This window comes from Natrononativus sp. DTA114 (assembly GCF_059736515.1).
In genome coordinates, this window is record NZ_JCASSN010000004.1 from 350,011 (window position 1) to 366,633 (window position 16,623).

The window sequence follows — 16,623 nt, forward strand, 5'->3', positions numbered from 1 at the left end:
GTGTGCGCAGCGCAAGAACCAGCCGACTCGAACGAAGTTCCGACATGGTCGAAAGGCCGTCGCCGTCTACGAATCGACGCTGTCGTCGTAGTGGTAGCACGCGCAGGTGTGTCCCGTACCAACGTCGATCATCGGCGGCTGCTCCGATTCACATATCTCGCCGATGTACTCCTGGCATCGGGTGTGATACCGACAGCCCTGCGGTGGATTTTCCGGACTGGGAACCGATCCCTCGAGGACGATTCTGTCTTCCATCTCGGCTGGCGACGCTCGCGGGACCGACGAGAGGAGGGCCTTTGTGTAGGGATGTTTTGGATCGGCGAATAGCTCCTCGGTAGGTGCGATCTCCGCCATCTTTCCCAGATACATCACCGCGATCCGATCGGAGATGTGACGGACGACGCTCAGGTCGTGGCTGATGAAGAGGTACGTGAGATCGTACTTCGACTGGAGCCGTTTCATGAGGTTGAGGATGTCGGCCTGAACGCTGACGTCCAGGGCGCTCGTCGGCTCGTCGGCCACTACGAACGTCGGATTGACGCTCAGCGCTCTCGCGATGGCGATCCGCTGTTGTTGGCCGCCGCTGAACTCGTGTGGTGCCCGCGAGAGGTGGTCCCGACTCAACCCCACCTCCTCGATCAGTTCGTACAGTCGCTCCTCTTTCCGCTCTTTGGACCAGTCCGTCAGGAAGTTCATCGGCTCCATGATGATCCGCCTGACCGAGAGTCGCGGGTTGAGACTCGAGGCAGGATCCTGGAAGATGATCTGAATGTGACGGCGGAGGGCCCGCATCGACCGCTTCGAGACCTCCGAAAGGTCGTTACCGTCGAACCGGATCGATCCCCCCGTCGGTTCGTGCAGTCGAACAAGCGTGTGACCAAGCGTCGATTTCCCACAGCCGGATTCCCCGACGAGACCGAGCGTCTCGCCGTTGCGGATCGAGAACGAGACGTCGTCGACCGCTTTGACGTAGCCGGTCGTGCGGTTAAGGACGCCCCCTGTAATCGAGTAGTACTTCTCGAGATGTTCGACGTCGACCAGCGTTTCCGACGGATCGGCGCTCTCCGAAACCCGCTCCAAGTCGCTCACGAATCGCCCTCCGTGGGGGCCACGTCCCACGCTGGTGACTCGCTTGCGACGTCGGTGTACAGATGACACGCGACCAAGTGATCGTCGACGGCGGCGGGTTGTTCGAGTGCGGGCTGAATCCGGTCACACTCGTCGCCGATGTACTGCGGACAGCGTGAGGCGAACCGACAGCCCGTCGGTGGATCGATCAACCCCGGCACCGACCCTCCGATCGAGGGGAGAAACTCGACGGTCCGATCGATTTCGGGAATGCTCTCGGTCAGCTTCCGCGTGTACGGATGCAATGGATTGTAGAAGAGATCCTCGACCGAACAGGTTTCGACGACGTTTCCGGCGTACATGACGGCAATCCTGTCGGCAATCTCGCTCACGACGGGAAGATCGTGCGTGATGAAGATCATGCTCATCCGGTGTTCCGCACAGAGATCCTTTAGTACGTCCATGATCTGTGCCTGAACCGTGACGTCGAGGGCGGTCGTCGGCTCGTCGGCGATCAGTAACTTCGGTTCGTTGATCAGCGCCATCGCGATTACGACCCGTTGGCGCATCCCGCCGCTCAGCTCGTGAGGATACGACTTCATGATCCGCTCCGGATCGGGTATCTGGCAGTCCGCCAGCATCTCTCTTGCGCGTTCGTCGGCCGCAGCTTTGCTGATGTCGTTGTGGGCGTGAAGGGGTTCCGTCAGTTGAAAACCGATCTTCAACACCGGGTTGAGCGACGTCATCGGATCCTGGTAGATCATGGAAATATCCGCACCACGGATACCGTTGATCTCGGCTTTGCTGAGTTCGAGGAGGTTTCTCCCGTCGAACCGGATCTCGCCCTGAACGATCTCGGCCGGTGGTGACTGGAGCAGACGCATGATCGAGAGCACGGTCACGGACTTCCCACAGCCGCTTTCGCCGATGATCCCGACTACTTCATTCCTGTCGACCGTAAGGGAGACGCCGTTGATCGCTTCGACGGTACCATCCTCGGTGTGGAAGTGAATGTGCAGGTCGTCGATTTCGAGTAGTGGTTGAGACATGGTTTCAGGATTGTTTTGGGTCGAGCGCGTCGCGGAGCGCGTCTCCGAGTACGTTGAATCCGATCACAGTGATCATGATTGCAAAGCCGGGGAACGTCGCGATCCACCACGCCGTGTCGATTCGGTCGCGACCGTCGGCGATGAGGGCCCCCCACTCCGGTGTCGGTGGCTGGGCACCCATTCCGAGGAAGGAGAGGCCGGCGCTCCACAGCACGACGGTCGGTATCGTCAACGTCGCGTAGACGATGATACTGGAGGAGGCATTGGGGAGAACGTACCGGCTGATGATGTAGAAGTCGTTCGCTCCGGACGCCTTCGCTGCCTGAATGTACTCCTCCTCCATGACGCTCTTGACGTCGCCACGAACCAGCCTCGCGAAGCCGCGCCAGCCGACGAGGCTGATCGCAATTATTAGCGGAACGAGACCCCCACCCAGCATGCCGGCGATTGCAAGCGCGAGGACGACGCCGGGTATCGAGAGGGCGATATCCACGATCCGCATGATTACCGACTCCGTCAGGCCGCCGTAGTAGCCCGCGATCAAGCCGAGGGTGACGCCGATCAACATCTGTATTCCGACGATCACGACGCCGAACAGGACCGCGTACTGGGCGCCGTGGAGCACGCGGGAGAACACGTCCCTGCCGAACGAGTCCGTCCCGAAGGGGTGCTCGAGGCTGGGCGATTCTTCGATCTGGCTGTAATCCTGGGCGGCCGGGTCGTGGGGTGCGAGAAACGGCGCAAGGACCGCAGTCGCCAGCAGGAGAACGATGATGATCAGTCCGAGAACCGCCATCTTGTTCGAGAGGAGTCGCCGAAGGATTTTTCTCCGCTTCGACGTCACTGGCCCTATCGTAGCGTCGGAGTCCCCTCTTGGTTCGTCGGCCGCACCTGTAGCACCCGGTTGGTCGGTGCTCATAACGGCGCCCCTCCCGTTCGGTCCATCGCCGTCTTTCGCCGATGAACCGCTCGCTCGAGCCGGTACACCGGGTGTGCGTCCGTGAGATCGGACGACTCCGTCAGTCGTCGGGCCGCGAGTTGTACCTTACTCATAGGAGATCCTCGGATCGAAATAGCCGTACATGAGGTCAACGAACAGGTTCGCGAACATGACGATGATCGCGTACATGAAGACGGTTCCCTGGACCACCGGGTAATCGCGCTGAAACACAGCGTCGACGAGCAATCGTCCCATCCCCGGCCAGGCGAACACGATCTCGATAATGACCGACGCCGAGAACAGCATCGGGATCTGGAGCCCGATGAGGGTGATGATCGGGATCATCGCGTTCTTCATCGCGTGGGTGTAGATCACTGACTTCTCGCCGATCCCTTTTCCTCTGGCCGTCCGAATGTAATCTTCGTTCAGAATCTCGAGCATCGACGACCGCGTCATTCTCGTCAGTAGCCCCGCTCGCCGCGCGCCGTTCGCGACCGCCGGCAACACCAGATAGGAAACGGCGGTCAGCGAGACGATCGCGCCACCCCGGCCCGAGATGGGGAATATGTCCCACCGGACCGAAAAGAGCATGATCAACATCAACCCGAGCCAGAACGAGGGCATCGAGATCCACGCGATCGCGAACAACATCGAGGCGTTGTCAGCCCACTCGTGCTGGCGGACGGCACTGATTACTCCGAGTGGAAGCGCGATTACCAGCATGATGACCATCGACGCGACGACCAATTCGAGCGTTGCGGGGAGACGGTCTATCATGAGGACCGTTACGGAGCGCCCCGTCTGAAGCGAATACCCGAAATCGCCCTGCAACGAGCTCTGGACCCAGTCCAGGTAGCGGATGTGTGCTGGCTGGTCTAACCCCATCTGTCGCTCGAGTTCACGAACCGATTCCGGGTCGGCTCCCTGTCCGAGGGCGATTCGAGCCGGATTTCCCGGTGTCATGTAAATGAGACTCGAGATGACCACCGTTACACCGAAGAGGACGGGGATCATGACGAGGAGGCGACGGACAATATATCGAAGCACGCCGAATCACTCCTCGAGTGTCGCCGAGTGTATCGTAGCAGTTCGTCGAGCCGGCGACTTCGAACACCGGAACGTCGAAACGGCCGTTCGAGCAGCTGTCGATGGATCGCCGATCGAACGTCTGTAGAGAGTCGTCGGTAGACGACCCTTGTCATCGGCACTCATTCACTTATCCGGTTGCGTGGTTTCCCTATATTAAATTTGCGAATGTGTGTCATTGTATCGTGGATATCATACGTGACCGACACGACGGGATGGCTCTCCGGCCGAACCTGTCGAGAGCGCCGCTACCGTGCAAAAATTTATATAGAGCGCCTCCTCTGATAGAGTATAGCACATGAGCCATAGCAACGGTTCCCAGAGTGGACAGAGATTAGCATCGCAGAAACGAAGAACGTTCCTGTCACTAGTCGGCGCCGCAGGCGCCGTCGGGGTAGCGGGATGTCTCGGCGACGATGGCGACAATGGCGATGACGACGCGAGCGGATCGGGTAACGGGAGTGATACCGACGATGCGGTCTTCAACTTCGGCCTCGGAACCGGCCCGGACACACTCGACCTCCACAGCGCCGGGAGAGTCCCCGAAATGGTGGTCCTGGATGCCATCCACGATCCGCTGTTCCGAATGGACAAGGACACGAACCCGGTTCCACAGATCGCAACCGACTACGAGGAGTCCGCGGACGCGACCGAGTTCACGTTTCAGCTTCGAGACGACGTCACGTTCCACGACGGTACCGAGTTAGACGGCGAAGTCGCAGCGTGGAACTTCGAACGATTCATCGATGCGGGAGGCCGGTTTACGTATCGACTGGGGGAACCGGATATCGAGGCGACGGGTGACCACGAAGTAACGATGACGTTCGACACCGCACAACCGTTCCTCGTCACGAACCTCACGACCTGGGGAATGGGTTTCGTCTCACGGGACGCGGTCGAGGAGGCGGGTGACGAGTACGGCGTCGAAACCGTCGTCGGCACCGGCCCGTTCGAGTTCGAGGAGTGGGTCGACGGCGACCACATCCGCGTCACACGGTACGACGACTACGAGTGGGGCCCCGACTTCGCCGACAACCAGGGTCCGGCAGCCCTCGAGGCGATCGAGTTCAACATCATCCCGGAGTCGACGACGCTCACCCAGGAACTCCTGGGCGGATTTATCGACGGCACGAAGTACATCGAACTCGCGAACTCCCAGCAGGTCATCGACCACGAGGACGTCGAGTTCCACGAAAACGAGTATCCGTACGCCGCTTGGTTCCCCCTCAATACGGAGCGAGAACCGACAGACGACATCCTCGTCAGACAGGCGATAAACCACGCGATCGACCGGGATGCGATCATTGAAGCCGCCCTCGGCGGTCACGCTACCGCGATCTGGGGGCTCGCACCGCCGAACTCCGTCGGCGGTCTTCCCGAAGAGCGGGCTCGAGAAATCGGCTACGAGTACGATCTTGAGCGGGCGAGAGAACTCCTCGACGAGGCCGGATGGACCAACAGCAGCGAGGGCGAGATCCGGGAGCGAGACGGGACCTCCCTGGAGATCGAGATGCTCGCCTTCGACCTTCCCCAGTGGGCGCCGCAGGGTGAAGTCGCCCAGGCGCTGCTGGCGGAGGTCGGCATCGACGTGAGCCTGGCTACCGTCGAGGGTGGGACGTTCTACGACCGAGCGGAGAACCAGGAGTATCACAGCGTTACCGCAGGCGTCGGTGCCGAGTTCGCCAACACGCACGTCCAGCGGCTGCTCCACTCCGACAGCGTCGCGACGGCGGGAGGAACCAACTACTCGATGATCCAGGACGACGACCTCGACGAGATGATCGAGACGCTCAACTCCGAACCTGACGACGAGATTCGCGAAGATCTGTTAACCGAGGTCCAGGAGTTCGCCATCGAGGAGGCGCTTCATGTCCCGATAATGACGACCAATCGCGTCTACGCGCACAAAAATCACGTCTCAGGGGTCGACACCTTTCTCGATCACGCCTGGTTCCCAGAACAGTACTACCTCCACCACCTCGACGCCGAGTTGTAACCGGCGGGTAGCAGCTTTTCCGTCACCGTTTCGAGTCCGAGATTGCAACTACGCTTCGTTCACCGACGCCCGTTATCACCCGCGTGTAGCCCGTGAGACGTGCATCAACCGCTTCGTCACCCGTGTCGACCAACAGCGGATCCCCGCGTAACGAGTGGATCTTCCCGCTCGTCGCGACGATCAGGACGTTGTCGACGCCGACCTGATCGATTACCCGCGAACTCAATTGCTGATTGCCGCGGCCGAAGACGAACCCCTGGGTGCCGATGACGCCGACAACGATCTTTGCGGGCACGTTTGCGGTGATCTCGAGTAGTTCCGATTCCCGGAGGTCGGATCCGATCAGTTCGTCATTGCGTACCGCATCGACACCGAGTACCGTCGGTTCGAGGCCGAGACGCTCGAGGATCGCCGCCGTCGTCGTCCCCGGTCCGACGAGGTACACCGCGTCGTCGTTCATCGAGTCCACAATTTCGGTCGCGATCGACCGCTTCGCCGCGCGCTCGTCGCGTGACGGTCCGCCTTTCGGATCCTGAACCAACCGCCGTGCCTCCGGAACCGTAAGGTAGCCGTGTAACGTCGCGGAGAGCCGGTTCTCTCGGTAGGCCTCCTCGTCGATATCCATCACCTCACGCGGGAGAACGTCGTCCGCTTCGCCGCGAACGAACAGCGAGAGCAGTTCGCCGGCCGACCGCGGCGTCGGAGAAAAGACGCCCGAGTAGATTTTGACGCCCGCTGGAACGCCGAGTACTGGGACCGCATCACCAATCGCATCACAGACGTCGCGAGCCGTTCCGTCACCGCCTGCGAAGACCAGCAGGTCGACGCCCTCCTCGAGCATCGCTGTCGCGATCGCTCTCGTGTCTTCCGGCGTCGTTTCGGTCGGATCGATCTCGCCGACGACCGTCGGGTCGAGACCGGCTTTCCGGGCCACCGCTTCGCCCATCGGACCGGGCCCGGTCACGAGCGCGAGATCCTCAGACGACAGTCCGGCGGCCGACAGCGCCTCGAGGGCTCGCTCGGGCGACCGCGGTTCGGCACCCAGTTCCCTGGCTCGTTCCACGACGGCCGCGCTGTCCGTGCCTTTGAGTCCGACGCGTCCCCCCATGCCGGCGATCGGGTTTACGATGAGACCCACGGTCCGGGTAGTCATGTGCTGACGGTAGCGAGAGTTGCTAATAAACGCTTTGTCTCCACCGGCGAGAAACCGGGCTCGTGTACCGTTCGACTATCAGCGTTTTCGGTCGGTCAGGGCCGACAGGCCGGGTGGCCCGGTAGAAGCAGACGGTGATTCCGATCCAATAGGCCGCCTCGGTGGACGAGTTAGATGTACAACCCCTTCGGATCGAGTACCTCACGAAGTAGCCGGATCTCTTCGGGGTCCGGCGTCGGCGTCGTTCCGAGTTCGCCCGAGAACGAAAGTTCCCATCCGGTCGCCTCCTGTACCTCCGCTCGAGTTACGCCGGGGTGGAGCGTTTCTACGTACAGCTCTCCCGCATCGTCGAACCGCATGACGGCGAGATCCGTGATGATGGCTTCGGGGCCGCCTCTGAGTCCACGTCGTTCGCGGCCGTCGCGGCCACCGACGTAGCCCGGACTGGTGACGAAGTCAACCTCTTCGGGGAACCGCCGCTTTTGATGTTCCGTGATCACCAGCGTTCGGTGGGCGTTGCTCGCGATTTCACAGGCGCCCCCGCTTCCGGGTAACCGGACTGTCGGTTCGTCGTACTCCCCGATTACGGTCGAGTTGATGTTCCCCCATCTGTCGATCTGAGCGCCTCCGAGGAACCCGACGTCTATCCGTCCACCCTGGAGAAACTGACTGAAACCCTGAAACATCGGGACCACACCGACCGCGCCGGTGGCGAGCACGGGATCACCGATCGAAAGCGGCAACGAGGAGGGATCCGAATCCACCGTTCCCGACTCGTAGAACATCCGCAGCTCCGGCGCGTGCGTTCGTTTCGCCAGGTTGCAGGCGAGGTTCGGTACGCCGACACCGACGAGAACAGATTCGTCGTCGCGGAGTTCTCGCGCTGCCGTCGTAACCATCAGTTCGGTTGCCGTATACGCTGCGTCTCGAGTATCGTCTTCGCTCTCGGTGAGATCGCTGGTCATCAATAGTCACCCATGTTGATCGGGGTTGCATACGCCGTCTGAATCCCTAGCTCGAGCAGCCGTTCGCTTCCGAGTTTTTCCATGTACTCCGTTCGGTCAGCGACGCCGAACACCCACTCGTCGAGCCACTCGATGGTCCGGTCGTGAGTCTCCGAGACCTCGTTCCACTCGAGATACACGTCGTTGTCGCGGTCGTAATGACCCTGTGCGTAGGAAGGGTGAGAGCCATACGGTTCCTCGACGACAAAATCGACCGCCGACCCGGTCACGGCGGTTCGGTTCGGATCACTTCGAATGACGTCCTCGCTGACGATCTCTTCGACGCTGAGGATGACCGTATCGGCTGCGTACGCGACCTCGGGAATCTCTCCCTGAATGCCCCACACGTGGGCGTTTCCGTCGGTATCGGCCCGCTGGGCTCTGACGACGGCGACGTCGGGAGTGAGCGGCGGAACGACACAGATCTCGTCGTCCCCGAACGGGTTTGCTACGTGCCGGATATTGTCGTTGTGGGCGGGCAGGTCTGATCCCTCGAACGTCCGAACGGGCATGAACGGTAACCCCCGTGCTCCGGCCGCCAGCCTGGAGGTCAATCCGAAGTGGGTGTACTCGTCGGTTTCGACACCGTTCGGGACGGCGTCTTCGACGGCTCGACGGAACGCACGAAGGCTGCCGACGCCGGGATTACCGGCCCACGAAAACGTGATCGACGATGCACACCCCGCTGCGATCATCTGGTCGTAAATGAGGTCCGGGGTCGCACGTATGAGATGTAAATCCGTGTATCCCTGACGGATTATCTCGTGTCCCGCTGCGAACGGAATGAGATGCGTAAAACCAGCCAAGTACAGTGAATCGCCGTCCTCTAAAGCGTCTCGGACCGCGGTAGCCATATCCGTTACCTTCGTTCGTTTCTCGCGTTCCCGCGGTTCGTTCTCAGCCATGGTGTCGGTCGATAGGCGAATCATCTGACGGACTGTTCGGTGTCGTAGGGCTCATCTCTTCGTTCCAAGAGTTACCCCATCTCAGCATAATCCTTCCGGTGAGTGGAACATCCCGTCATTATAGGGGCAAACGCATTTACTGGAACACATTCGTCGAGCACGCGTCGGTCGGAGCGATGAACGGGTGAAAGTGACCAGAGAATCGTCGTAAACGTTCACGACAGATTGAGTTTCACGATACGGAACGCTGTGTCGCATTGCGAAACTAATTCCCCAAAGAGACACTGATGGAAAACACTAAGTCACTCGATCTCATCCCTCGAAACGACCATGGGGAAGAACGACACACCGGCTTCGGGCTCTTCGAACGTAATCAAGTCCGTGGAGACGTCGATTACGATTATCGAATCGCTCAAACAGCAAAAAACTGCACAGGTGAGCGACATCGCGGCTGCGACAGGAAGTTCGAAAGGAAACGTGAGCAAACACCTCAACACGTTGGCGAAGCACAATTTCGTGACCAAAACCGACAACGGCTACCAGCTGGGACTTCGCTACCTCGATCTCGGGGGATTCGTCCGGGACAACTTACCCGAATCTCGAGTCATCAAGCCGAAAGTGCTCGAACTGGCCAAAGAAACCGGCGAGGTGGCCCAGTTCGCCGTCCCGAGTCAAGGGAATTCGGTCATCGTCTACCGGGAGTCCGGCCAGCAGGGGGTTTCGACCCGAACCCGGGTCGGCCGACATCTTCCTCTGCACCAGGTCGCTTCTGGGAAGGCGATGCTCGCTCATATGCCCGAGGCTCGCGTCCGGGAGATTATCGACGCGCACGGTCTCGATGCAGCGACCGAGAACACGATTACCGACGAGGAGGAGCTGTTCGAGGAACTGGAAACGATCAGGAAACAGAACTACGCAACCAACGACGCAGAGAGCACGAAAGGGTTGTTCGCCATCGCAGCACCAATCCAGACATCGAACAACAACCTCATCGGAGCGTGTGCGATCTCCGGCCCATCACACCGGATGCGGGGTGGAGAAAACATCGATCAGATCACCGAGATATTGTTAAGTTTTGTGAACGAAATCGAGCTAAACCTCACATATTCGTAAATACAGGGGAATCAGTCCCCCCACACGCCGTTTCATAATAGTGAACGGGTGCACAGCACCAAGAGACTCCGATTATCGAAGTGATTTACAAACATATGCTTGTAATGGCTAGCGGGAGAAGTGGTACGACACAGTTTCCACCCACTTCATCCAAACGACCACATCCGAATGCTATTTTTACTGCTATTTCTGATTGAGGACATTCATCATATTGTGTAAAAGGCGCAATATTTACTGAGTCCTGCTCAAGTATTAAACCACGAACATGTTCGTGGGACATCATAGTGTATGACTCGTCGAATGGCTCATTACTCCGTAGTACCATCAGAATGATTACTAACCTGCTCGTGGACGAAATACGATAGTCCGCGTTCAGAAGATAGTCTGGTAGATCTATTTACCAAAAGACGACTTAGGAGGCCTGGTAAGACCTATTTTGGCGTTTGATACGCTATAATGTTGTTCCTGAATCCTACTCACAGAGCTACCACTCGAGACATATAGTAATCCATAGAAATTACAATACTATTTGCCATACGTAAATATAAGATAAATGTTATACATTCCCTCCGAACACGGACATCAGGGTGGTTCACCTTGCCGCCCTCTTCGTCGGTAATACGGCACCCGGCAAACCGGGGAGACCGAAAAGTCACCCGCATTTCGAGATCGGAGTTTTCCGGACGACCTCGAAAAACGCTACCTACCCGGTCTGTGGACTCGGAACTCTGGCCCGGTCGCTCAGCCGAGCAACGTCGTTAGCGCTGAAACGTCGTGGTCCTCGAGTCGCGCGATCGTTGCGACGAGTTGCTCGCGCCGCTCCTCTTCGAGCTGCCCTGCGGTGACCGCGTCGAACTTCGCCTCGAGGTCGTCCCAGCCGATCGGCTCGCGGGGGTGGCCCTGAAACGTCGACTTCTCGACGCGGTAGGTGGTGCCGTCGGCCATCGCGACGTCGATGACTGCGGGCATCTCGCCCGCCTCGAAACGATCGGTGAGCGCCGGATCCTCGCGAACGTCGACGATTCGTAATAGTTCTTGGACATCGGGCGCTCGGATTCGCTCGGGGTCGTACTGGGCGAGCGAGAGGTCGCGGTCGAGCAGCGCCACTGCGAGCATATACGGTAGCGAGTGATCCGCCTGTGCACGAGTTTCGACCTCGTAACGGTTGCCCTCGCCACCGCCGATAATGTGTTTCGCACCGGCGAAGGTCTCGAGGGTGATCCCTGCGACCGCGTCGGGATCGAGCGCCTCGGTTTCGGCTAACTCGATAACGCCCTCGACGGCTGACTGGGCGTACGTCTCCGCGACGTAGCGCTTCGTCATTACGTCGTGAACTCGTTCGCCCGGGGTCAGATCGACTTCGAACGGCCCCGAGATCACTTCTTGCCAGCCGCTCTGACCCTCGAAGAGGTTTCGCGGCCCCGCGACTCCGTGTTTCGCGAGCATAGCGGCGTACACACCGTTTCGAGCCGCGTTCGCGGAAGCGAGTCCTTTCCACTCGTTGATTTCGCCGGTCCGGGTCACCCGAAGGGCGTTGTGGCCGGTTCCCGCGATGGCGATGGCGTTACGGGTCGCCTCGAGGTCGAGATCCAAAATCTTCGCCGCACCCGCGGCCGCCGAAACGACGGTGTGAGTGACGTGGTCGAACCCCTTCGCTCGGACGGGGGCGTTCCAGGCGAGTTCGCCCTGAATCTCGTACGCAACTGCCAGCCCGGCGAGCAACTCCTGTCCCGTTTGGCCGGCGTACTCGCCGCAGGCGACGACGGCCGCGAGGTTGTCGCTGGGATGGGGCGTCTCGCCCGGCGCGAGATACGAGTCCATATAGTCGAGATACCGGGTAAGCGCGGTGTTGTGCATCGTCGCCCCCACCGGCGACGCAGCGGCGTTTCGACCCCAGAGCGTACAGGATCCGTTTTCCTCGAGGTCGTGTACGGTGTCGGCGACGGCTCGCGTCGGACCGGCGGCAGTTGCCGCCAGCGCGATCCCAACGGAGTCGAGGACGCGCCGTTTCAACGCGTCTCGCACCTCGTCGGAGAGGTCGTCGTAATCGGTTTGCTGGACGAACTGCGCCAGTTGGCGTGTCGTCGTCATACCGACGATTCCACCAGCATGATAAAACGTCTTGGCGTGTGGTTCTGCGAACCATTTCGATATCGGACGATAGAAACCGAATGTGGTTACTGCCCTCGTTGAGACAGTGGGAATGCGTTCAACCGTACCGACTACAATCAGTTTTCCCCAGTCCGCCGTAACTGGAACTGCTTACGTCCAATCCAGTACCTATTTTACGGCCCCGTCCATCGTGGTATCCATGGCGATACAACGACGGGCATTTCTTACTGCCGCCGCAGGTGGCGCTGTCACCGGACTCGCAGGCTGCCTTGGGGGCGGTGGCGACGATAAGGGCGACGCCCCAGAAATCGCGGGAACGACGCTTACGCTTACGACGACGACGAGTACGTACGACACGGGCCTGCTCGACGAACTCAACGCGCCGTTCGAGGACCGTTACGGCGTCACCGTCAACACCGTCTCGCTTGGAACGGGGGCCGCCCTCGAGCGGGGTCAAGCGGGCGACTCCGACCTCGTGATGGTCCACGCCCGGTCGCTCGAGGACGAGTTCCTTCAGGACGGCTACGGTGTCAACCGGCGCGATCTCATGTTCAACGATTTCATCATCGTCGGCGACAGCGACGACCCCGCGGGAATCGCGGGCGGTGACGACGCTGCCGGAGCGTTCGAGACGATCGCTGAGGCGGAATGGACGTTCGTCTCCCGCGGCGACGAATCCGGCACGCACACGAAAGAGCTGGGGATTTGGGAGGAATCCGCGGCCGACCCCAGCGGAGAATGGTATCAGGAAGCCGGGCAGGGAATGGGCGAGGTACTCACGCAGGCCGACCAGCAGGGCGGGTACACGCTCGCCGACCGGGGGACGTATCTGTCGATGCAGAACGAGATCGACCTCGAGATCCACGTCGAGGGGCCGATCGAGGGTGGACCCGAACTGCTCGCGAACCCCTACGGAATCGTCGCCGTTAACCCGGCCGTCCACGACAACGTCGAGTACGATCTCGCGATGGCGTACATCGGCTACCTCACGAGCCACGAGGGCCAGGACCGCATCGAAGCGTTCACCGTGGAGGGTGAACAGCTGTTCTTCCCCGAGTCGCTCTCGGAGGACCCCAACTTCCAGCAGTACGTTCCCGAAGGATGGAGTAGCGACGAGAATGCGTAGTCCTCTCAGAAGGTGACTATGCAAACTACACGGATGAGAAACAGCCTACAATGATCCCCCCGACGCTGGCCGCGCTTCCGGCCGAGTTTCCGTTCGAGTGGACGTACATCCGAAGCATTATCGAGGTCTCCCTCTACGTGAGCCTCACCGCTGTCACGATAAGCACGATCCTGAGCGTCCCGGTCGCGATCGTCGTCGGATTCAACGAGTTCCCCGGGAAAGGGCTGCTAACGTCGATCATCACTACCGGAATGGGGTTTCCCAGCGTCGTCGTCGGCCTCGTCGTCCTGTTTACCGTCTCCAACGAGGGGCCGCTGGGCTCGCTCGAGCTCGTCTTCACCCCGGAGGCGATGATCCTCTCCCAGATCATCCTCGCCGCACCGGTTATCACGGGCGTGAGCCTCGCGGCTGTCTCGAGCGTCGAACGGGGGGTGCGGGACGCGGCGTTCGCGATGGGCGGCACCCGCCTCGACGTCGCTCTCGTAACGATCAAGGAGGCGAAGTACGGCATCGCGACGGCGATCCTGGCCGGCTTCGGGCGGGCGATCAGCGAGGTCGGCGGTGTCCTCATCGTCGGCGGCAACATCGCCGGGTCGGACGGGGAATCCTACACCCGGACCCTGACGACAGCGATCCAGCTCGAGGCCCGCCAGGGCCGCTTCGAGACGGCAATGATCCTCGGGGCGATTCTGGTCGCGCTCGTCTTGCTCGTCAACGCCATCGTGGTTCGACTCGGCGACGGGGGCGGTTATCGATGAGCCTTCGCGCCACCGCGCTCGAGCACGGTTTCGGTGGTGAGTCTGTCCTCGAGGGTGTCTCGCTGTCGGTCGAGCAGGGTGAGGTCGTCGCGATAATCGGCCCCTCCGGGGTCGGCAAGACGACGCTGCTGCGCGTGCTCGCGCTGTTCGACCGGCCCGACGGCGGCACTCTCGAGTACGACGGCACCGACGTCTGGCGGGCCTCCGAGCGAACGCGTCTCGACTACCGTCGTCGGGTCGGAATGGTGTTCCAGGAGGCGAACCTCTTCGACGCGAGCGTCAGGCGCAACGCCGAGTACGGCTTGCACGTCCGCCAGTCGTGGACCGACCGCCTGCGACGGGGGTTTACGGACGCCCTCGGGTTGCGAAACGGAACGAGCAGCGCGATGGAGGCCCTCGAGGTCGTCGGCCTGACCGACAAACTCGAGCAACCCGCGAGTTCGCTCTCCGGCGGGGAGGCCCAGCGAGTCGCGTTCGCCCGGGCGCTCGCCTACGATCCCGACTACCTGCTGCTCGACGAGCCCACGTCCGACCTCGACCCGCGAAACACGGCTGTGATCGAGGAGGCGGTGCTCGAGGCGCGCCGTCGACGGCTCGGCGTCGTCGTCGCGACCCACGACATGCACCAGGCACGACGGATCGCCGACCGCGTCGCGGTCCTTCTCGGCGACGGCATCATCGAAATTGGCGAGACGGAAACGGTGTTCGAGGAGCCGAACGACCGTCGAACACGGAAGTTTATCGACGGGGAGCTGATATACTAATGTACTCGGGGCGTTCGGAGCAGATGGCGACGAATCCGCCGGGTGAGAGACAATGACCGTCGAGAAGGGGTACCGAACCGAGTTGTCAGTCGACGACGTAACGATCGACAAGCGAGACATCGAGATGCTCGAGGCGATCGACGAACACGGATCGATCCACGCCGCCGCCGACGCCCTCGGCCGATCCTACGCCCGACTCCAGGGGCGAATCGTCGAACTCGAGGACGCCCTCGGCGACCTCACGGTACGGCGACGCGGCGGGGCGGGCGGCGGCGGCACCGATCTCACGGGGACGGCGACGGCGTTACTCCGGCGGTACGAGCGCCACCGAACCGAACTCGAGGGCGTCGCTCGCGTCGCCGACTCCGTCTTCACGGGAACGGTCCGGGAGCGAACCGGCGAGTTGGGAACGGTCGAGACGGCCGCAGGTCCCGTCGTCGCGCTGGTTCCCGAGGGCGTGACCGCGGTCCAGATTAGCGTTCGATCCGACGCCGTCGTTCTCGCGATGCCCGAGGAAGCGACCGACGGCAATCGGACCAGCTTTCGCAACCGATTCACCGGTACCGTTTCGGCGGTCGATCCGGCTACGGCCATCGTCAGCGTGCGGATCGAACTCGAGGGCGGAGTCGACCTCGAAACGGTCGTCACGAAGACGAGCGCGGAGCGACTGGGCCTGGAACCCGGCCGACGGGTCGTCGCCTCGTTCAAGGCCACTGCAGCGCGGGCAATCCCGCTCGACGATGGCTGAGGGCGATACTAGCTTCGCTCTCGATCCACCTCGAAACCCCATTGGTTCGCAGCGGTTTCTCGAGCAGTGTGTTCGGAGATTTCGGTGGTGAACCCCTCGAGGAGGGCGAATCGGGGTGACCGATTGGAGCGGGCGTATTCATGGCCTACGTTTAGGCAGGTCGTCGGAGTGGCCCTGAACATGGCCGAGATACCGGAGATAGAACTGGTCGAAACGGAAGACGAGTACATCCACGTCCGGTTTCGCGATCCGGATCGCTACGACGAGATCAGGACGCCCGACTGGGCGAAACGGCCGGCCGAGTCCGTCTCGGAGGGGAGCGAGGTTCGAACCGGCAAGCTCGAGGGCGAAGACGAGTGGGAGGTCACCAGCGTCCTGATCGACAAGCACGTCGGCGAGGAGACGGCGAGAGAGCAGGCCCGCGAGATCGTCGAAAAAATCGAATCGTAGGTCCGAACGGTCGCAAAGACGGGAACCCGCCGGCGGCCGCAGGTGGCCCGATCCCCGCCGACGCGCTCGCCCGGCCGCTACTCGCTCGTGGACTCGCCGCGAATGGTTAGAATCCCGTCGTTCACCGTCACCTCGTCGGCGGTGTCCGGAATCTCGAACTCGAACTGTCGTCCGTCGGTGACGAGGATGGCCCGATCGCCGACGATATCGAGCGCCAGATCGCCGGCCGCGGACGCGAAGTCCACGGCGATAACGGTCTCCTCGTCGTACGTACGCGTGGTGATCTGGATGGTGTCTTCGTTCCCCGCGGCGTCTCGGAGCTCGGATGGGACGTTCATACCGACAGTTGAC

The 16,623-nt window shown here is 61.1% G+C and carries 18 protein-coding genes; 7 read left to right on the top strand and 11 right to left on the bottom strand.

Annotation, left to right across the window (positions count from 1 at the left end; translation table 11 throughout):
- Positions 1-66: 66 nt before the first annotated feature.
- The 6 genes from AC6I6S_RS17355 to AC6I6S_RS17380 form a co-directional block, all read right to left on the bottom strand.
- Positions 67-1,089 carry an ABC transporter ATP-binding protein gene (locus AC6I6S_RS17355; protein WP_497951891.1) on the bottom strand — a complete coding sequence of 341 codons (1,023 nt, stop codon included), beginning with the start codon at positions 1,087-1,089 and terminating at the stop codon, positions 67-69.
- Complete coding sequence (locus tag AC6I6S_RS17360; RefSeq protein WP_497951892.1) at positions 1,086-2,117, bottom strand: ABC transporter ATP-binding protein; 1,032 nt, start codon at positions 2,115-2,117, stop codon at positions 1,086-1,088. Before AC6I6S_RS17360 ends, AC6I6S_RS17355 begins: the two co-directional genes overlap by 4 nt.
- Positions 2,118-2,121: 4 nt before the next feature.
- Complete coding sequence (locus tag AC6I6S_RS17365) at positions 2,122-3,036, bottom strand: ABC transporter permease (protein ID WP_497951894.1); 915 nt, start codon at positions 3,034-3,036, stop codon at positions 2,122-2,124.
- The gene (locus AC6I6S_RS17370; protein WP_497951895.1) at positions 3,033-3,170 is read right to left on the bottom strand and encodes a hypothetical protein; all 138 of its coding nucleotides are present in this window, start codon (positions 3,168-3,170) and stop codon (positions 3,033-3,035) included. The genes AC6I6S_RS17365 and AC6I6S_RS17370 overlap by 4 nt, the downstream gene beginning before the upstream one ends.
- Positions 3,163-4,104 carry an ABC transporter permease gene (locus AC6I6S_RS17375; RefSeq protein WP_497951897.1) on the bottom strand — a complete coding sequence of 314 codons (942 nt, stop codon included), beginning with the start codon at positions 4,102-4,104 and terminating at the stop codon, positions 3,163-3,165. The genes AC6I6S_RS17370 and AC6I6S_RS17375 overlap by 8 nt, the downstream gene beginning before the upstream one ends.
- A gap of 406 nt (positions 4,105-4,510) precedes the next feature.
- Positions 4,511-4,669 carry a hypothetical protein gene (locus AC6I6S_RS17380; protein ID WP_497951898.1) on the bottom strand — a complete coding sequence of 53 codons (159 nt, stop codon included), beginning with the start codon at positions 4,667-4,669 and terminating at the stop codon, positions 4,511-4,513.
- Positions 4,670-4,690: 21 nt separating this feature from the next.
- Between AC6I6S_RS17380 and AC6I6S_RS17385 the strand changes: the two genes are divergently transcribed.
- Positions 4,691-6,139, top strand: a complete 1,449-nt coding sequence (locus AC6I6S_RS17385; RefSeq protein WP_497951899.1) for an ABC transporter substrate-binding protein — start codon at positions 4,691-4,693, stop codon at positions 6,137-6,139.
- 22 nt (positions 6,140-6,161) lie between these two features.
- Here AC6I6S_RS17385 and AC6I6S_RS17390 read toward each other — a convergent pair whose 3' ends face one another.
- The 3 genes from AC6I6S_RS17390 to AC6I6S_RS17400 form a co-directional block, all read right to left on the bottom strand.
- Complete coding sequence (locus AC6I6S_RS17390; RefSeq protein ID WP_497951900.1) at positions 6,162-7,292, bottom strand: ATP-NAD kinase family protein; 1,131 nt, start codon at positions 7,290-7,292, stop codon at positions 6,162-6,164.
- Between the two features lie 170 nt (positions 7,293-7,462).
- A complete protein-coding gene (locus tag AC6I6S_RS17395) occupies positions 7,463-8,257 on the bottom strand; it encodes a CoA-transferase subunit beta (RefSeq protein ID WP_497951902.1) in 795 nt (264 codons plus the stop codon).
- Entirely contained in the window at positions 8,257-9,225 is a 969-nt protein-coding gene (locus AC6I6S_RS17400) for a CoA transferase subunit A (RefSeq protein ID WP_497951903.1), read from the bottom strand. The genes AC6I6S_RS17395 and AC6I6S_RS17400 overlap by 1 nt, the downstream gene beginning before the upstream one ends.
- A 306-nt stretch (positions 9,226-9,531) precedes the next feature.
- Here AC6I6S_RS17400 and AC6I6S_RS17405 point away from each other — a divergent pair, with 306 nt between their 5' ends.
- Positions 9,532-10,314, top strand: coding sequence for an IclR family transcriptional regulator (locus AC6I6S_RS17405; RefSeq protein WP_497951904.1), 783 nt, complete (start codon positions 9,532-9,534; stop codon positions 10,312-10,314).
- A gap of 741 nt (positions 10,315-11,055) precedes the next feature.
- On the opposite strand, the gene AC6I6S_RS17410 is transcribed toward AC6I6S_RS17405, so the two are convergent.
- The gene (locus AC6I6S_RS17410) at positions 11,056-12,405 is read right to left on the bottom strand and encodes an MmgE/PrpD family protein (RefSeq protein WP_497951906.1); all 1,350 of its coding nucleotides are present in this window, start codon (positions 12,403-12,405) and stop codon (positions 11,056-11,058) included.
- 220 nt (positions 12,406-12,625) lie between these two features.
- Here AC6I6S_RS17410 and AC6I6S_RS17415 point away from each other — a divergent pair, with 220 nt between their 5' ends.
- From AC6I6S_RS17415 to AC6I6S_RS17435, 5 genes are all read left to right on the top strand, one after another.
- Entirely contained in the window at positions 12,626-13,552 is a 927-nt protein-coding gene (locus AC6I6S_RS17415) for an ABC transporter substrate-binding protein (RefSeq protein WP_497951908.1), read from the top strand.
- Between the two features lie 50 nt (positions 13,553-13,602).
- Entirely contained in the window at positions 13,603-14,310 is a 708-nt protein-coding gene (locus AC6I6S_RS17420; RefSeq protein WP_497951910.1) for an ABC transporter permease, read from the top strand.
- Entirely contained in the window at positions 14,307-15,074 is a 768-nt protein-coding gene (locus AC6I6S_RS17425) for an amino acid ABC transporter ATP-binding protein (protein ID WP_497951911.1), read from the top strand. The genes AC6I6S_RS17420 and AC6I6S_RS17425 overlap by 4 nt, the downstream gene beginning before the upstream one ends.
- Before the next feature lie 52 nt (positions 15,075-15,126).
- Positions 15,127-15,822: a TOBE domain-containing protein gene (locus tag AC6I6S_RS17430; protein ID WP_497951912.1), complete on the top strand. Its 696-nt coding sequence runs from the start codon at positions 15,127-15,129 to the stop codon at positions 15,820-15,822.
- 180 nt (positions 15,823-16,002) lie between these two features.
- The gene (locus AC6I6S_RS17435) at positions 16,003-16,272 is read left to right on the top strand and encodes a hypothetical protein (RefSeq protein WP_497951913.1); all 270 of its coding nucleotides are present in this window, start codon (positions 16,003-16,005) and stop codon (positions 16,270-16,272) included.
- Positions 16,273-16,349: 77 nt separating this feature from the next.
- On the opposite strand, the gene AC6I6S_RS17440 is transcribed toward AC6I6S_RS17435, so the two are convergent.
- A complete protein-coding gene (locus AC6I6S_RS17440) occupies positions 16,350-16,610 on the bottom strand; it encodes a DUF7127 family protein (protein WP_497951915.1) in 261 nt (86 codons plus the stop codon).
- Positions 16,611-16,623 lie beyond the last annotated feature (13 nt).